Source organism: Bradyrhizobium sp. 134 (assembly GCF_023074155.1).
GTDB lineage: Bacteria > Pseudomonadota > Alphaproteobacteria > Rhizobiales > Xanthobacteraceae > Bradyrhizobium.
Genome location: NZ_JADPKX010000026.1, coordinates 136,569 through 150,319, shown reverse-complemented (window position 1 = coordinate 150,319; position 13,751 = coordinate 136,569). Strand labels below are relative to the sequence as shown.

Annotated in this window: 16 protein-coding genes; 9 read left to right on the top strand and 7 right to left on the bottom strand. The window is 60.6% G+C overall.

Features of this window, described 5'->3' with window-relative positions:
- Positions 1–81 precede the first annotated feature (81 nt).
- The gene (locus IVA75_RS08955; RefSeq protein WP_247282674.1) at positions 82–1,284 is read right to left on the bottom strand and encodes a polysaccharide biosynthesis/export family protein; all 1,203 of its coding nucleotides are present in this window, start codon (positions 1,282–1,284) and stop codon (positions 82–84) included.
- 268 nt (positions 1,285–1,552) lie between these two features.
- Here IVA75_RS08955 and IVA75_RS08950 point away from each other — a divergent pair, with 268 nt between their 5' ends.
- The 3 genes from IVA75_RS08950 (at position 1,553) to IVA75_RS08940 (ending at position 3,924) form a co-directional block, all read left to right on the top strand.
- On the top strand, positions 1,553–2,128 hold the full coding sequence (locus tag IVA75_RS08950; protein WP_247282673.1) for a hypothetical protein: 576 nt from the start codon (positions 1,553–1,555) through the stop codon (positions 2,126–2,128).
- A gap of 74 nt (positions 2,129–2,202) precedes the next feature.
- Positions 2,203–2,478 (top strand): hypothetical protein, encoded by a 276-nt coding sequence (locus tag IVA75_RS08945; RefSeq protein WP_247282672.1) that lies wholly within the window; start codon positions 2,203–2,205, stop codon positions 2,476–2,478.
- Positions 2,479–2,643: 165 nt separating this feature from the next.
- Positions 2,644–3,924: a hypothetical protein gene (locus IVA75_RS08940; protein ID WP_247282671.1), complete on the top strand. Its 1,281-nt coding sequence runs from the start codon at positions 2,644–2,646 to the stop codon at positions 3,922–3,924.
- A 10-nt stretch (positions 3,925–3,934) separates the two neighbouring features.
- Here the strand turns inward: IVA75_RS08940 and IVA75_RS08935 are convergent, their stop codons facing one another.
- Complete coding sequence (locus IVA75_RS08935; RefSeq protein ID WP_085350024.1) at positions 3,935–4,558, bottom strand: transglutaminase-like cysteine peptidase; 624 nt, start codon at positions 4,556–4,558, stop codon at positions 3,935–3,937.
- A gap of 192 nt (positions 4,559–4,750) precedes the next feature.
- On the opposite strand from IVA75_RS08935, the gene IVA75_RS08930 reads away from it, so the two are divergent.
- Complete coding sequence (locus IVA75_RS08930; protein ID WP_247282670.1) at positions 4,751–5,488, top strand: metallophosphoesterase family protein; 738 nt, start codon at positions 4,751–4,753, stop codon at positions 5,486–5,488.
- A gap of 59 nt (positions 5,489–5,547) precedes the next feature.
- On the top strand, positions 5,548–6,210 hold the full coding sequence (locus IVA75_RS08925; protein WP_247282669.1) for a hypothetical protein: 663 nt from the start codon (positions 5,548–5,550) through the stop codon (positions 6,208–6,210).
- A 39-nt stretch (positions 6,211–6,249) separates the two neighbouring features.
- On the opposite strand, the gene IVA75_RS08920 is transcribed toward IVA75_RS08925, so the two are convergent.
- Entirely contained in the window at positions 6,250–6,579 is a 330-nt protein-coding gene (locus IVA75_RS08920) for a hypothetical protein (protein WP_247282668.1), read from the bottom strand.
- Between the two features lie 260 nt (positions 6,580–6,839).
- On the opposite strand from IVA75_RS08920, the gene IVA75_RS08915 reads away from it, so the two are divergent.
- Positions 6,840–7,232: a hypothetical protein gene (locus IVA75_RS08915; protein WP_247282667.1), complete on the top strand. Its 393-nt coding sequence runs from the start codon at positions 6,840–6,842 to the stop codon at positions 7,230–7,232.
- A gap of 324 nt (positions 7,233–7,556) precedes the next feature.
- On the opposite strand, the gene IVA75_RS08910 is transcribed toward IVA75_RS08915, so the two are convergent.
- The gene (locus tag IVA75_RS08910) at positions 7,557–8,162 is read right to left on the bottom strand and encodes a hypothetical protein (protein ID WP_247358983.1); all 606 of its coding nucleotides are present in this window, start codon (positions 8,160–8,162) and stop codon (positions 7,557–7,559) included.
- Positions 8,163–8,687: 525 nt separating this feature from the next.
- Between IVA75_RS08910 and IVA75_RS08905 the strand changes: the two genes are divergently transcribed.
- Positions 8,688–9,215: a hypothetical protein gene (locus tag IVA75_RS08905; RefSeq protein WP_247358980.1), complete on the top strand. Its 528-nt coding sequence runs from the start codon at positions 8,688–8,690 to the stop codon at positions 9,213–9,215.
- 39 nt (positions 9,216–9,254) lie between these two features.
- Here the strand turns inward: IVA75_RS08905 and IVA75_RS08900 are convergent, their stop codons facing one another.
- The 3 genes from IVA75_RS08900 to IVA75_RS08890 all read right to left on the bottom strand — a co-directional run bounded on the left by IVA75_RS08900 (position 9,255) and on the right by IVA75_RS08890 (position 10,465).
- Positions 9,255–9,530 (bottom strand): hypothetical protein, encoded by a 276-nt coding sequence (locus IVA75_RS08900; protein ID WP_247282665.1) that lies wholly within the window; start codon positions 9,528–9,530, stop codon positions 9,255–9,257.
- Between the two features lie 201 nt (positions 9,531–9,731).
- Positions 9,732–10,148 (bottom strand): hypothetical protein, encoded by a 417-nt coding sequence (locus tag IVA75_RS08895; protein ID WP_247282664.1) that lies wholly within the window; start codon positions 10,146–10,148, stop codon positions 9,732–9,734.
- 41 nt (positions 10,149–10,189) lie between these two features.
- On the bottom strand, positions 10,190–10,465 hold the full coding sequence (locus IVA75_RS08890) for a hypothetical protein (protein ID WP_247282663.1): 276 nt from the start codon (positions 10,463–10,465) through the stop codon (positions 10,190–10,192).
- A gap of 996 nt (positions 10,466–11,461) precedes the next feature.
- Here IVA75_RS08890 and IVA75_RS08885 point away from each other — a divergent pair.
- Both IVA75_RS08885 and IVA75_RS08880 read left to right on the top strand, forming a co-directional pair.
- Positions 11,462–11,635 (top strand): hypothetical protein, encoded by a 174-nt coding sequence (locus tag IVA75_RS08885; RefSeq protein WP_247282662.1) that lies wholly within the window; start codon positions 11,462–11,464, stop codon positions 11,633–11,635.
- Between the two features lie 562 nt (positions 11,636–12,197).
- Complete coding sequence (locus tag IVA75_RS08880; protein WP_247282661.1) at positions 12,198–13,748, top strand: EAL domain-containing protein; 1,551 nt, start codon at positions 12,198–12,200, stop codon at positions 13,746–13,748.
- Positions 13,749–13,751 lie beyond the last annotated feature (3 nt).

The following is a 13,751-nucleotide window of genomic DNA, read 5'->3' as shown; positions in this document are numbered from 1 at the left end:
GCGTCGCCTTGATTGCTAAACGAAAATGGCACCGGGACAAAGCCCCGGTGCCATCGTTTCGTGGATCAGGTTGGCCCCGCCTTACGGCGCCAGCTTGATGTTGTTGCGGAAGATCAGGGCGTCGTTCGACAGGTTCACCGCATCGCTGCCGGTCGCCATGATCACTCGCAGGAACTGCAGGAACTTGGCAGTTTCGACGTTGCGAGAATTCGAGACATAGAGCACGTCGCCATTCTTCATCATGACCTTGGTGGCCAGGAAGAAGCCACCCGGATCGCGGAAGTTCACGTTGAAGATGACCGGGACGGTCTCGGAGGTGTACTTGCTGACGTCGATGCCAAGCTGGGCAGCAACCTCACGCGGCTCGCGGCGATACAGATACACCGCAGCCGGATCGGCCTGACCATCCAAAAGACCACCGGCCTTGCCGACCGCTTCGCCGAGGTTGATGCGCCATGCGTCGAAGTTGAACTCGCCGCTCTGGCCGCTGGCACCGAACGCCAGGAACTTCTGCTGTTCGCGATAGACATAGACGCTGTCGTCCGGACGAACATAAATGTTGTTCTCGGGCGCCATCACGAGATTCTCGAACGGAACGGTTGCGCGCCGTCCGCCACGCTCCAGCATGACCCAGGTCTCGAAGCCCTGGCCCTTGATGCCGCCAGCGCGGGTGATCGCGTCAAGCACCTTATCCTTGGCACCCGCGGCACTCGCCGGATAACGCGCCGGCGCATTGACCTCGCCAAGAACGCTGATGAGCTGTGTCCGCTGCGAGGACATCGCCACCACGACCTGAGGCTCAATGGCGCGGTTGGAGATCTTTTCAATGATCGCGCGCTGAATTTGTACCGCCGTGAGGCCCGCCGCCTTGACCTGGCCGGCGTAGGGCACCGTGATGAAGCCGTCGTTGTCGACTGACTGATCCGGAATGGTGACAAAGTTGCCGGGTCTAACGCCGGCTTCCGCCGGGATGAACAGACCGCCCGCGGCGGCTTCGAAGATGGTAACCGCAACGACGTCGCCGATGCCGAACACGATGCTGGCCGGCGGACGGCGATCGGTGAACACGCCGGCAAGCCCCTTGGGCTCATGGGTGTGCAGGATCTTTACCGTAGCCGGATTGAGCGGCACCAGCTCATAGGCGGGCGCATTGTCGGTCTGGATCTTGTTGTTAACGTCATCCGTTAGCGGTCCCGAGCCGGGATTGGTTGCACAGGCTCCGAGCGCCAAAGCGACCGCCAGAAGCGCCGGCTTGAATACATAGGTCTTGGCAAAGGAATACATGAATGGCCCCTGAGTCCCCAATTACCTCCGATTGGTACGGCTTAGTGGGCAGTGCGACAAGAGTTCCCAGGTGCAACCGGCCGGAACCGGCCCAATGAGTCGGCCACTGTTGCGTGGGGGCCACGATTCAGCGCCCCTGTTAACCCATTGTGACTGTTTGTTGTAATCCGTGTGCCCGGTGAGGAGGCAATCTGCCCGCGAGGGCGGCGGCTCAAAAGCCAAGCTGGCGCGGTCCCTCTCTGCTAGTAGGATTGTCTCGAGCCATTTCATGGATACCGACGTGTCGATTTCGGTCGTTGCTTTGCTAGCGCTGCTCTCATCCCCTCTGGCGCGGGATCCCGGCTCCCATCCTGGCCATTGCGCGGGCGGGTTGCTCACGCCGCCCCGGACGGCCTGCCCGCTTCAGGTGGCGGGTGCGTCCTCAGTCTGGAAGTTCGCCCGCACCCAAGGCCCCAAAGAGGGTGAGAGCTTCGCTTCCATCTCCAAGACAGCCGAGACGATGCAGTCCGACCCGGAGTTCGCCGGCCTGATCGTCCGCTGCGCGCCTAAGGGCAAGATCGACGTGCTGGTGGCCCTGATCCGCCCCTTCCCGCCCAAAAGCCACCCCAAGGTCACGCTCGCCTCCGCCACAGGAGGCGCCGTGACGGTGGAGGCCAGCATGGCGGCGGGCGGTGCTGCCGTCCTTCTGCCGGACGAGGTCTCCGCCTTTGCCGCCGGTAAGTGGCAGACGACGGCCTCGCTTTCCGTGGTGGTGAAGGAAAGTGACACCGAAATCAAAGGCGTGGTGGCCCTGAACGGGCTTCGTGAAGCCTATAATTCTCTGGCGGCAAGTTGCGGCCAATAGACAAAATTTAGCCATACGACTTAAGGGTCTTTTTAGGGTGGGGAACCTAAGGTCCGGAGCACGGAGTGTTTCGGATGACCGAGCTTTTGATCTTCAGCTTTCTGGTAGGCGCAGTTCTGGGCCAACGCTTTCGCGTCCTGGTGCTCTTGCCGCTGACATTCGTCATGCTGCTCGTCGCGATCCCGGTTGGCTGGATGGCCAATCTGGGCTTCCTTGACGGCCTGAAGGGCGTCGTGCTCGCGGCCATCGCGCTCCAGGCCGGTTATCTCTTCGGCTCGGCCGCCCGCTTTGCTCTCGCCGCCGGTCGTGCCGCCCGCGTGTTTGCCCGTCCGCTCAAGACCGCCCGATGACCTCTGTGGCGCATCAAGAGTCCGCCTGATCCCCGCAGGCGACGCTTCGTTGATGTGGGGTTGGGTTCGGGCTCGGAGCTGCGTTGGCTGCAGAGCTCTGTTTGAAAACTCGCCTCCGGCTTGTATGGTGGCCTGACCCTTTCAGGATTCCTTCCAGGCGCACGTTTGTCCTTCGCTTATTTTGCCCTCATCGTTTGCCTTGTTTCTGCATCCGCTCTCGAAATTGCCGGCGCCAAATTCGGCGTTCAGCTCGGGATGACGGCTACGGCCCTGGGGCTATTTGCAGCGGTCTTCAGCGCACGAAAGGCCGACTACGAGCACTATTTGCGTGCCACGGTCTGGGGCCGCTGGGTCCTGATCGCCATTCCCCTCGGCATCGCAGCCCAGCTGGCGCCGCTATGGCTGAGTTGGGCGCATCCTATCTGGGTGAGCAGCCATGATGCTCTGGGTGGCCTGTCGCTTGGGCCAGTGACGGCGGATCTCGGCCTCACCCTGAATGCGCTGTTTCAAGCCCTCGCAGCGATCTCGTTGCTCAGCCTGACAATCCTCGTCGTCCGTGACCGCAGCCGTGCCGAACTGGTGCTGTTCGTGCTGAGCGGAGTAACAGCGGTGTCGGCTCTGACCTTGGATTTGCTTCCGGTCTCGCCCGCCCTTGCAACCGCCGTTCCTTCCGACCTGGCGACAACGATGGCCGGTCTTGGCGTCATGCTTAATCTAGCCGTCATGCAGCTGGCCGCCGAGCGGGCCGAAACGCGCCACTCGCTCGTTCGTTCGGTCACCATCGGCCTTTGCGGCCTTGTGGGCGCTCTGGCCAGCGCGGTTGCGGTTTTTGGCTTGTCGGGGACGAACAGCGCGATCGCCGCGGCGTTTGGCCTCGTGTTGATCTTGCTGATCCTTGTCATTCGAAGGATCGACTTATCGCCGTTGGCCGCAGGCGCGCTGTCCTTAGCCGCGCTGGTCGGAGCGATGATTGTCCTGAGCTTCTTGTTCGAAAAGAATGCGGGGCCGATTCTTTTGCGGCTTGTCCCGGATGTGGGAGCCGAAACCAGAGCCACACTTGAGCGAATGTTGGCCGACACGAGATGGTTCGGTGCGGGCGCAGGCACCTTTTCTGCCGTCGGCAGGATCTACCAAAGCGATGCCGGCGCGCCTTTGATGGCGCCCTCGACGGCTTTTGCCATCTTCGCGGATGCCGGATGGATCGGTTTTTCCGCCGCGCTGCTGGCGGGCATGTTGGCTTTGGGACGCTTGTTTGTTGGGGCTTTGCAGCGCGGCCGCGACTCGTTCTTCCCTGCGGCGGCCGCGGCCTGCCTTGTCTTCGCGCTGGTTGAGAGCTTCGCTGGCTCAGGACTGCTGCATCCGGCAGCAATCCTCTGTCTGTCAACGATCATGGGACTCGGATTGTCCCAAAGCATCACCCAGTCCGCACGCGGCACGGGCCATTAGTCGTTCGTCGTTAGACGTCGCGATCAGCGAGTGACGCCCAGTAGGTCGGGTTCTTGGGCATTTGGATGCGGACCCACCGATAGGACTTCTTCGACCACGGCAGGATGTGCCCGGTGAGATTATCCAGCACGAGATCGCCGGAGAACGTGCGCACCACGACCACGAGATGATGCTCACCCCAGGTCGTCACGACCTCGCTGAGCAACACCGATCGCGCCGGGAAGCCCTTGGCGATCAGATCGTGGCGTTTTGTCACGGCATAGTCGTTGCAGTCGCCGCTGGTGGGATGCAGCAGCCACTTCTCGCCGCGCAGCCCCTCCAAATTGGGCTCGGGTCGGATCGCGCTGTTGACCCGCCGATTGACCTCCTGAAGCTGGGCCATGCGCTCGGCCGTGAGCTTGAGACGTCCGCCCCTGAACACGATTTGCTGGGGTCGCGGCTTACACTCGCCCTCGTACTTCAGGCAAAAGATCGTGAATGCCATCGGCGCCAGGGTCGGCTGGTCGAACTTGATGTACTGGATGGCGCCGCGCAACGCCGACGGCGCACCGACAAAGGCGGCCTCGGCCTTGTGTTGAGCCGACCCAGCCAATAGAGCGGCGGCAATCGCCAGGAACTTTAAAGTCTTGCGCATGTCGCGCTCCCCATTTCTCGTTGGGGAAACGCTACGCGAGACGTCTTGAAATCCGGCTCAAAAGCCGAGCAATCCTTTAATCAAAACCGCCGCGCCTTCGTCAGAAACAATTAAGAATACCGATGCGTAACTTGTTCTGCTATGAGCGATCATGCCCTCCATTCATGACGCCAGACCCGATTCGACGAGCTGATGGGCCTTTCCAAGCGCTTCCGTAAGAACATCAAGCCTCGGCTTCCCGACGGCGTGAGGATCTATGCCATCGGCGATGTGCATGGACGCGCCGACCTGCTTCAGTCGCTCTTAACCGTCATCGACGCCGATCTTGCTCGGTCCGCTCCCGAACGAGCGATTCAGGTCTTTCTCGGCGACTATGTCGACCGGGGCCCGGACTCGCGCGCTGTGATTGATCTCCTGATCGAGCGCTCGAAGTCGCATGAGACAGTGTGCCTCAAGGGCAATCACGAGGTGTTCCTGCTCGAGGTCCTCAAGGACCCGGCGCGCCTGGAGGAATGGCGCCGCTATGGAGGCCTGCTGACCCTTGTTTCCTACGGCATCAACCCGACGATGAATCCTACGCCGGAACAGCAGATTGAATTGATCGAAGGGTTGAGGCGCGCGCTCCCGCCGGAGCATCTTTCGTTTCTTCAGCAGCTCCGCCCGTCCTTCGCGTGTGGCGACTTCTTCTTTGTGCACGCCGGCGTCAAGCCGGGCGTAGCCCTGGAACGTCAAAAAGAGGAGGACATGCTCTGGATCCGCGAGGAATTCCTCGAGTCCGAAAGACGCTTCGGCAAATATGTCGTCCACGGCCATACCCCGGTCAGCGTCCCGGATATCCGCTCAAACCGGATCAATATCGACACCGGCGCGTACGCGACCGGCAACTTGACCTTGCTCACAATCCAGGGCGATAGTCTGCTCGCAATTTAGGACTTTGCAGAGTTGCTGGCCAACTCCCGCGCCCTTCCACGCGGACATCGAAATTCATCATGAGCCGCATGATCTTGCTTCGCATCATTGGCGCCTGCATCGCAGTGATGTTGCTGCTTTACGCAGCATTGGGGTTTTACGGCGATCTCACGCGGTCGAACTTTAGGGCGAGCGATTTGTTCTTGGGCGAGTTTCCGCCCGAGAAGGTCAACGTAGCCGCTTCGGGCGTTCTGGCGCCCCTTTCATTAGACGGCGACTTGCTGGCGAATTATGCGGCAGCCAAAGCCGCGGACTTTCTTCACCATCCTGCAGCCGATGCGAACAGCAGGGCCACCGAGAACAAGGCGGCCCAGGATGCCGTTGTTGCGGCCCTGAAAGTATCGCCCATCCGGCCTGCGCTTTGGCTCACGCTCGGCACGCTGAAGGCGCAATCGGGTGAGCTGGTGACGCCCGCAGTGAAGATGTCTTATCTGGCCGGCGCAGTGCCGATCGCCGTCGCGTTCGCGCGGCTCCAAACCGTCACCTCGAGCGCGGCGGCAGCCGACGAAGAGATCAAGCTGCTGGCGCAATCGGACGTTCGCGCGGTGCTTGTCAACCGCTCTCGCTACGAGCAGCTCCTGATCGCGGCCTACCTGCAGGCCACTCCGCAAGGCAAGTCGCTGCTTCTGGACGCGACGCAGGGGACCGATCCGAAGTTCAATCAGATTTTGCGGCGGTACTGACGTTCGAGCGCGACTTGGCCTGCTGGATCGCCGTCAATTTCAACGCGTCGCTTTTGGCGCGATCGGCACGAAATCCTGCTCGCGGCGCGGTTGATCCGGCCGCCCCTGGTAGACGAACATACCCTTCTTGGTCGAGACGATGTCGCCGCGCTGCAGGCTGTCGTCGTTGAGGAGGCGTTCGGTCGCGACAAGGTCCGGATCCTCTGGGACCGGTTTATAGAGCTCGGGATTGTCCCGCCGCTCGCGCGAAACCTCCTTGGCTCGTCGCCGCGCATCTTCGATACGCTGACGCCATTCGTCACGGCTGACTTCCGGCTCGCTTGGTGGAAGATAGTCGCTGACCGAGGGCTCCGGGTCGGTCTGGGCCAAACACGACGGCGAACTCGCGAGACCGAAGCCGATTGCACCGGCAACGGTCAGGACCGCTCCAGACAGCTGCCCAAGCCGCCTTGCATGAGCTCGTGAGGTGTGGGGTCGCGCGGTTCGCACGCTGTAACTCCAGGCAGAGCACAAGAACGAGCAGGGGCCGGAAAATTCTCGTCCAGTCGATTCAATCTATACGTTTGCCGATTGCACGAAAGCCAAATCGCGGGCAAGCTTCGTGCTTTAGCTCGCGAGGGTATTGACCAGTGGTCCGCAACATTACTTTCCTAATTCTGGTGATCTTTTTAGGCACTCACTCTGCGACGGCAGGCCAGATCGAATACCCGCAAGTGATCCATACGCAATACGAAGCCGTTGATCAGAAGGCCGGCGGTCACTTCATCCTGTGGTCAGAGCGGGAAAAGATCTTCTATGGCCTCGACCAGAAGCTTTTCCCGGGAGCTCGGTTTGTCGACATCACCCAGGTAACCCCAAGCGTGGGTTCGATCACGCTCACCTATGTCGAGGTGCGGACCGTCAGCAGCACGACGTCGGATTATCTGTATCTGGCGGGAAATGTCCGCTTTCGCGTCAGTGGAATGGCGCTCAAATCCAGCAACTTCCCCACCGGCGGCGGAATGACACCCAACGCACAGTAGCCAGACTAGCGCCTGCTCGAACCACTAGTCCGCGTTCTGTTGCCGTGATAGGGGCGCGCGCGCCCTCCACTGACCAGAGGCGGCTGAATCTGGCTCGGAATATTCCGCGTAGCCGTGCTCGGCGCGGGCTGCGAGGGATTGACGATAATTACATTTCGATTGGGGGTCGATGGATCATTGACACCCTGGGCCCGAGCGCTAGGGGCCCACGTGCTTGCCGTCATAAGAAGCGTAAACGCGGTCAGGACTAGTCGTTTCATGAAAAGGTCTCCCAAGCGAGAACATCGGGAGGCGATCACCGTTCCTTCACGGTTGCTTGGGTCGTCATTGCCGAGGCACGGCGATCAACTTGCCGTCTCTCCAGACCCCCTGAGCCGCCATCCCGCTCGGCAGCTTGCCCGGCGCCAGGATCCGGGTGGCTGTGGGTCGCGAGGCGCTCTGGGCCGTTTGGGTTTTCTTCGTAGGGGTCGTCACGATGCTGGTGCTCGTCAAATTGGCCTTGTCCTTGGTCCCTTGTGCAAAAGAAGGTTGCACCAGAAGAGCCACAAACGTGAGTGCTATGAAACCGTCGCGCATGATCAAAATACCGGAAAGAGGAGCTCGTCGGACTGTCACAGCTTTCCGCCCAAAAGCAAGCCCCCGAAGCTGTTCGACGAGGGCTCTTGCAAGGCTGGCGTCAGAGCGGCTTTCGCAGAGATAGGATTTTGACGCGGAAAAACCTAGCGAAACAGCCTGTTCCGGGTTACTTGATCGGCCTTGATGACCGACCCCAGCGACACCGCCGCCGGCGCTCCAAAGACGCACGCGATCAAGGCCGGGTTTGTGCGCCTCCTGTCCGGGCGGATTCGCGATATTTCCGGCGACCCGCGGCAGATCCGCGAAATCGTCTACGAGCTGGCTCGCATCAAGCTTCTGGAACAATTCACCCATGGCGACGCACGGGAGTCCCGCGAGCTCCAGCAAGTGCTCGAGCGCGCCATCCGGGACGTTGAGCTTTCATTTGAACGCAGCGAGCGCGACGCGCTGTCCGCAGCGCCGGCGTCGGAGCTAGACGTCGCTTCGCATCAGTCGCCACTCGATCCCTCGGCTCCCCAGCCCGCTCCGCATCTGGCACCCGTTCCGCCTTCGCCGCCCGTCCCGACGCATGCGGAAACAGGACGCGGTTCTGTCGCACCGCCAAGACCGCCCGACCGGTCTCAGCGAAGCGGCATCCTCAACTCCCTCATCCGATTAGCCGCCATCCTGGTCATCATTGCCGGCGCCAGCGCCGCGGTTACTTATTGGCCGCGGTTGAGAACACAATCCCTCGCATTGTGGCAGTCCGCGACGCTCTCCAAGCGCAGCTCGACAAGCCCCGAGCCTCAACTCACCGTGGCTGTGACTCCATCGAGCGGTGAGAGCGTCGAACGCACACCGGATCAACCGAAGGAGCCGACGCCGGCTGCGCAACCCTCGATGCCGTTGCCGACAGCGTTTGGCGTCTACGCCCTGAGCGAGGGCCAGCTCCAGGAGCTCAAGCCGGTCCCCGGGAAGATTCCGGACCGTCGTGTCGCGATCTCAGCGGCAATCACCACGCCCAGCGCGACGACCCTTACAAGCGGAGATGTCAGCTTCATTGTGTTCAGGCCCGACGGTGGTGTCGATGCAACCGGGACCGAGGTTCGGGTGGTTGCAAAAGTCTCCCGAGCGATGGGCGTCGATGCAACCGGGAAAGCAGCCATGGTCACCGCCGGCGACACCTGGGTCATCCGCAGCATGTCCTTCCCTTACAAAGTAGGTCCGGTCGAGGATCAGCCGAGAATGCTATCGCTGCAGCCGGAGCAGGACGGCTTTACCCTTTCGCCGGGTCGCTACGTCGTGGTCGTCAAAGGTATGGGCTATGACTTCACCGTGGCTGGGACGCCGACTGATCCCAACCAATGCGTCGAACGCATCAATGCAACGAACGGCGCATTCTACTCACCCTGCCCGCCACGACGTTAAAGCGCGACGGGATTGGACGAATCTTCTTCGCGTCTACGGTTATTTTTTGGCTTTGTTGTCCTTCGGCACGTCCGCCGGCGCATCATCGACCTTGCCGTTGTTCGCGACGCACTTGCTCAAATAATCGCGCCGCTCCTTGACTGTCCCCGCGCTGCCGGCAGCGGGATTGCCGACTTGCTTTGGGGGATAGGCCTTGGCCAAAGCTGCGTCGCATGCACGCGCTACTTCTACCGTGACGGCCGAAGCCGTTACTGGTGCGCCAATAGCCAAAACAAATGCCAATCCCAGCGACGTTTGCAAACTTCTGGAGATCACCTGGCTCGCTCCTTCAATCCGTCCGAGAACGCTGGACGGGACCATATCAAAACCGGCAGCAGGGCCAAACGGCAAAGCGGCGCCGAATTGTCCCGTGGCAACTGCTCTGCGAGATAGTATGCTTCTCGGACCGAGATATCCATCGTGTCCAAACCTGCCGCGTTTTACCAGACGGCAGGCTGCCGAGCCAAACCCGCGATCCTAGCTATTGAGCTGCGGCGGCTTCAGGTTCGGAAAGCGCGTGAGCATCGCGGTCCTGATAAATCTCAAGTGAGCGATGGTGCTTGCCAATTCCTTGAGCCGCCGCTGGCCGTTGGAGATGTCGGCCGCAAAGAGATCTTGATGATGGCTGTCGATCGGCTCCCGTTCGAGATATTCATCGGTGCCGTTGCCGAAGGTGACGGATGCACGCGCAAGTGCGTCATCAACACGTCGTCCGAGGCCGACCTGCTCCCTCTCCGCATCGCGCAATGCCGTATCGATCGCGACCATGACGGCATCGATTCGAACGCGGTCCGTCTCCGCATCGCGCTCGATGGTACGGGCCTTGAAGCCCTTGTCCTCACGGCGGGAGCTGAGAAAATTGTGTGCGCGCGCTCTCAGGAACAGCTGAAACATTTGGGCCATCCCACGTTCGAGATTTGGACCGCTAACATCGGTCAGACGTAGTTAACAAAGCCTGAATCTTGTGGCTGCGCCGCCTGGCTTTGTGCGATCCAGGCCCGCCAGGCTCCTTCGTGTTTGGAATAGAGCTCAAGCCATCGAGCTTCGTCCACCGCGGCGGCTCCATCGCCCAGGCCGATTTGAACCGTCTCTCCCGATGTCATGTCCAGCGCTTCGAACTCCGCCGTTTCCGGAAGGGACAGCCCTATCAACACCCGCTTCCCTTGCGCATCAACGAAATACCTGCGGGGCGCGTTATACCTTTCAGTCATTCGAATGAGCCTCGTCCATGATCCAAGGACCTGGAAGATCTTTCAGGTGTCGATCATAGGCGCGAACGAAAACCATCAAAACAACGATGCAAATTATCGCGCCCAGCAATACAATCAGATACGTCATTTACGCCTACCCTAACGCGGGCCCCGGAAAAATCGGGGCGGCTAAACTTTCGCCGTCAATCGATATGTTCTAGGTGGCATTGGCTAGGCTCTCAAGAGCTGCGACAAGTTAACCTAACCGCACATGGTTATTTCGATCATTCCACAGAGATCGCTCGGCAAATAGGCCAGGCGCGAAATGCCACCATCACGACTGCGACCGACTTCGTCCCGCCCCTGTTGCCGCGGGAGTATAGGGCGCGTAGAGACGATATCTTGCCGATCGCTTGCGCGAGCGCCACGCCCTCGCGCCATAGCCGCAAGCAAAACCGCCGGCGAAGATCGACCCCAAGACCACAATTGCCAACATTTGAACGTCCCGTTTTTGCAGCGCGTTCCTCCCATTGCATTTCATCTTGTCGTTGTGACGACATCAAGATCGGCACCGCTGAAAGTTTTGTCAGGCGATGATGAAGTTTGTGCAAGAACTGATTGAAGTTTGGTCGTTGCCCGATAGCTGGGAGGCTGGAAATGACAAAACGTCTCACTGATTGAAGTTAGATCCGGCCGGATGTTAATCCGGGTTCACGCAGTCCATGCAACCTTCAGAACCGGCGCCGACAATTTCGGCTTCCACCCATTCAAAGCGCGGCAACGGCTGCTGATCAGCATTGACGCCTCCGTGGTAATACGGAGCCACGAAGTCCGGATTACGCGCGGTAAGGTTGAGCGGTTAGCTTAATCCGCGTTGATTGTTGCGAAGTCTCACCGATCGCTTATCCATCGTCTCACCGGGCTCCCCAAGCTCGGCCCCACCCAAGCAAAGCCGTCGAGCGACATGGGTCCGCTTGGCGGCTTTGTCCTTGTCGCGACGAGAGGATGATTTCGGTTATGGCGCGCAAGCCCTGGTCGTTCAAGGAAGACCGCCGGCTGATGGAGTTGGCCAAATCTTCGGCTACATTGGAGGAGGCGGCGAAACAGCTCGGACGCTCGCCCGATGCAATCAAGCGCATGGCCTTGCGCCTTGGTCTTGCATTGAAAACGAAGGCGAGCAAAAAGGCCTAGGGAGCGTGCGGTACTGTTCCGCCAACGACGCCATGGGACGACCGCGGGCGCTCGATCGGGTCGCAGGCGGAAGGCTCGAATCCAACCGCGTCAAATAAAACGTCCTCACCCTTTCTCGCCAGGGAACCAAACCAGCGCGCCCGCGTTCACCTCAACTTCATCGCGAGGTCTGGCCGTGGCACATCTTGCCATTTCCGTCATCCTGGTCTGGTTGGCTATCAATATCGCCTTCGTGGTCTTGCGCTTGCGAGCCGCCCGGCCACAGCATGGTGGCAGCACCCGGCAGGCTTCCATCGCGTCCTACAATCCCGCACCCGCTTCCCTCCGCCATCGAATGGGCCGCCAGAACTTGGGAGCGGAAGGTTAAGAGGCATTTTTCGATAGGCTCCCCGGTGCGGGGGCAGACGGGTCTCTCGCCCGCCCCCGAAAGGCCGGTTCCACATGCCTCGTCCGGCCATTAAACCCTATCTTAGCCCCTCTCAACTAGGATCGGCCGACGCTTCCCTCTGTTCCGCCGGGCCGAATGAGATTGCAGCGACCGACTTTCGCATTTGCGGCGCTCGTGCTCGCGAGCACGGCCGCGTTCGGCGTGGCCGGCCACTTTGCGGCGACTTCGTTCATTCGGTACCAGCAGGCCCATCAGCTCGACGAATTGACCGAGGTTGTTCTGCGTCGCGCCGAATTTGCGGTCGACTTTGCCGGCGCGAGCTTGGGCGAACTTGCGCGGCGCGACCTTGCTGATTGCGGGCCCGCGACGCTGCAGGCGATCCGGCTCCACGTCTACCAACGTTCCGCAATCAAGGACGTGCGCCTCGTCAACCCTGATGGCTCGGTGATCTGTTCCGCCTATTCCGAAACGCTGGAATTCGACAAGGGATGGATCGACCGCCGCGATATGCTTCCCTCGCGCGACAAGAGCCTTTCGCTCTTCCGTGTTGAGCAATTCGGCGGAGATGCTCTGGGCGTGCTCAAAGACATCAATGGCAATGCCGCACTGGTCGCCATTCTTGGCGTCAACGCCAGCCTGTTCGACATCATGCCCGCCGAGTTGCGCGCCCACAGTGAAGTGATCCTCGCCTTGAGCAACGGCGAGAAACTTGGGGAATTCCTGCTCGATCCCGACAAAGCCTTGCAGGCCCCGATCGATCTCGACAAGAATTCCGCTCGATTCCCCCTCCATGCGACCATCCGCCTCGAACGCGGCATCCTCTCGACGTGGAACAGCGAGGCTTACTGGCCGACGCTGGCCGTAGCGATTGCAATCGGCGCGCTTTTCGGCGGGCTTTTGGCGCGGAGCCGCCGCATGGAAGGGCCCGTCGCAGATCTCGATCGCGGGCTGGCCGCGAACGAATTCAAGCCGTACTACCAGCCCATCTTCGAGCTCAAGACTGGTCGGATCAAGGGCTGCGAGGTGTTGGCTCGGTGGCTCCTCAAAGACGGATCGGTCGTGCCTCCGATGAACTTCATCCCGCTCGCGGAATCCAGCGGCCGCATCCAGGTCATGACCTGGCAGATCCTGCGATCAGCGCTGTCGGATCTGCAGCCGCTGTTGAAAGTGAACAAGGATTTTAAGCTCTCCCTCAACGTCGTGCCAAAGCATCTCTTGAGCGCGGGCTTCATTGAAACGCTCCGCCGCACAGTCATGGCGGCACAAGTCTCCGCGCGCCAGATTGTCATCGAGGTGACCGAGCGCGACGAGCTCGACGATCTCGCACGCGCCGCAGCCGTGGTCAGCGAACTCAGGGACTACGGGTTTCGCGTCGCCATCGATGATGTCGGCGTCGGTCATAGTGGGCTATCTCGGCTCAAGGGCCTGGGCGCCAATACAATCAAGATCGACAAATTTTTCGTCGACACGATCACCGTGGACGCATCGACTGCCACGATCGTGGAGATGCTGGTCGCACTTGCGAAGGACCTCCAAATGACGGTGGTTGCGGAAGGCATCGAGACGGAAGAGCAGGTCCGGGCGCTTATTTCATCCGGCGTGGAGGAGGGGCAGGGCTATCTGGTCTCCGCCCCACTGCCCTTCCCGCGATTCAGCGAGCTGGTCGAGACACGCTGCTTGGCGCAGAACGCTAAATTGCCGACCGACGCGGTGTTGGTGGCCTGACTG

Coding starts and splice junctions, on each gene's coding strand:
- IVA75_RS08955 (WP_247282674.1), bottom strand. CDS start 1,284: ATGTATTCCTTTGCCAAGACCTATGTATTCAAGCCGGCGCTTCTGGCG.
- IVA75_RS08945 (WP_247282672.1), top strand. CDS start 2,203: ATGACCGAGCTTTTGATCTTCAGCTTTCTGGTAGGCGCAGTTCTGGGC.
- IVA75_RS08885 (WP_247282662.1), top strand. CDS start 11,462: ATGGCGCGCAAGCCCTGGTCGTTCAAGGAAGACCGCCGGCTGATGGAG.
- IVA75_RS08950 (WP_247282673.1), top strand. CDS start 1,553: ATGGATACCGACGTGTCGATTTCGGTCGTTGCTTTGCTAGCGCTGCTC.
- IVA75_RS08935 (WP_085350024.1), bottom strand. CDS start 4,558: ATGCGCAAGACTTTAAAGTTCCTGGCGATTGCCGCCGCTCTATTGGCT.
- IVA75_RS08905 (WP_247358980.1), top strand. CDS start 8,688: ATGCCGTTGCCGACAGCGTTTGGCGTCTACGCCCTGAGCGAGGGCCAG.
- IVA75_RS08910 (WP_247358983.1), bottom strand. CDS start 8,162: ATGGGTGAATTGTTCCAGAAGCTTGATGCGAGCCAGCTCGTAGACGAT.
- IVA75_RS08890 (WP_247282663.1), bottom strand. CDS start 10,465: ATGACTGAAAGGTATAACGCGCCCCGCAGGTATTTCGTTGATGCGCAA.
- IVA75_RS08930 (WP_247282670.1), top strand. CDS start 4,751: ATGGGCCTTTCCAAGCGCTTCCGTAAGAACATCAAGCCTCGGCTTCCC.
- IVA75_RS08895 (WP_247282664.1), bottom strand. CDS start 10,148: ATGTTTCAGCTGTTCCTGAGAGCGCGCGCACACAATTTTCTCAGCTCC.
- IVA75_RS08925 (WP_247282669.1), top strand. CDS start 5,548: ATGAGCCGCATGATCTTGCTTCGCATCATTGGCGCCTGCATCGCAGTG.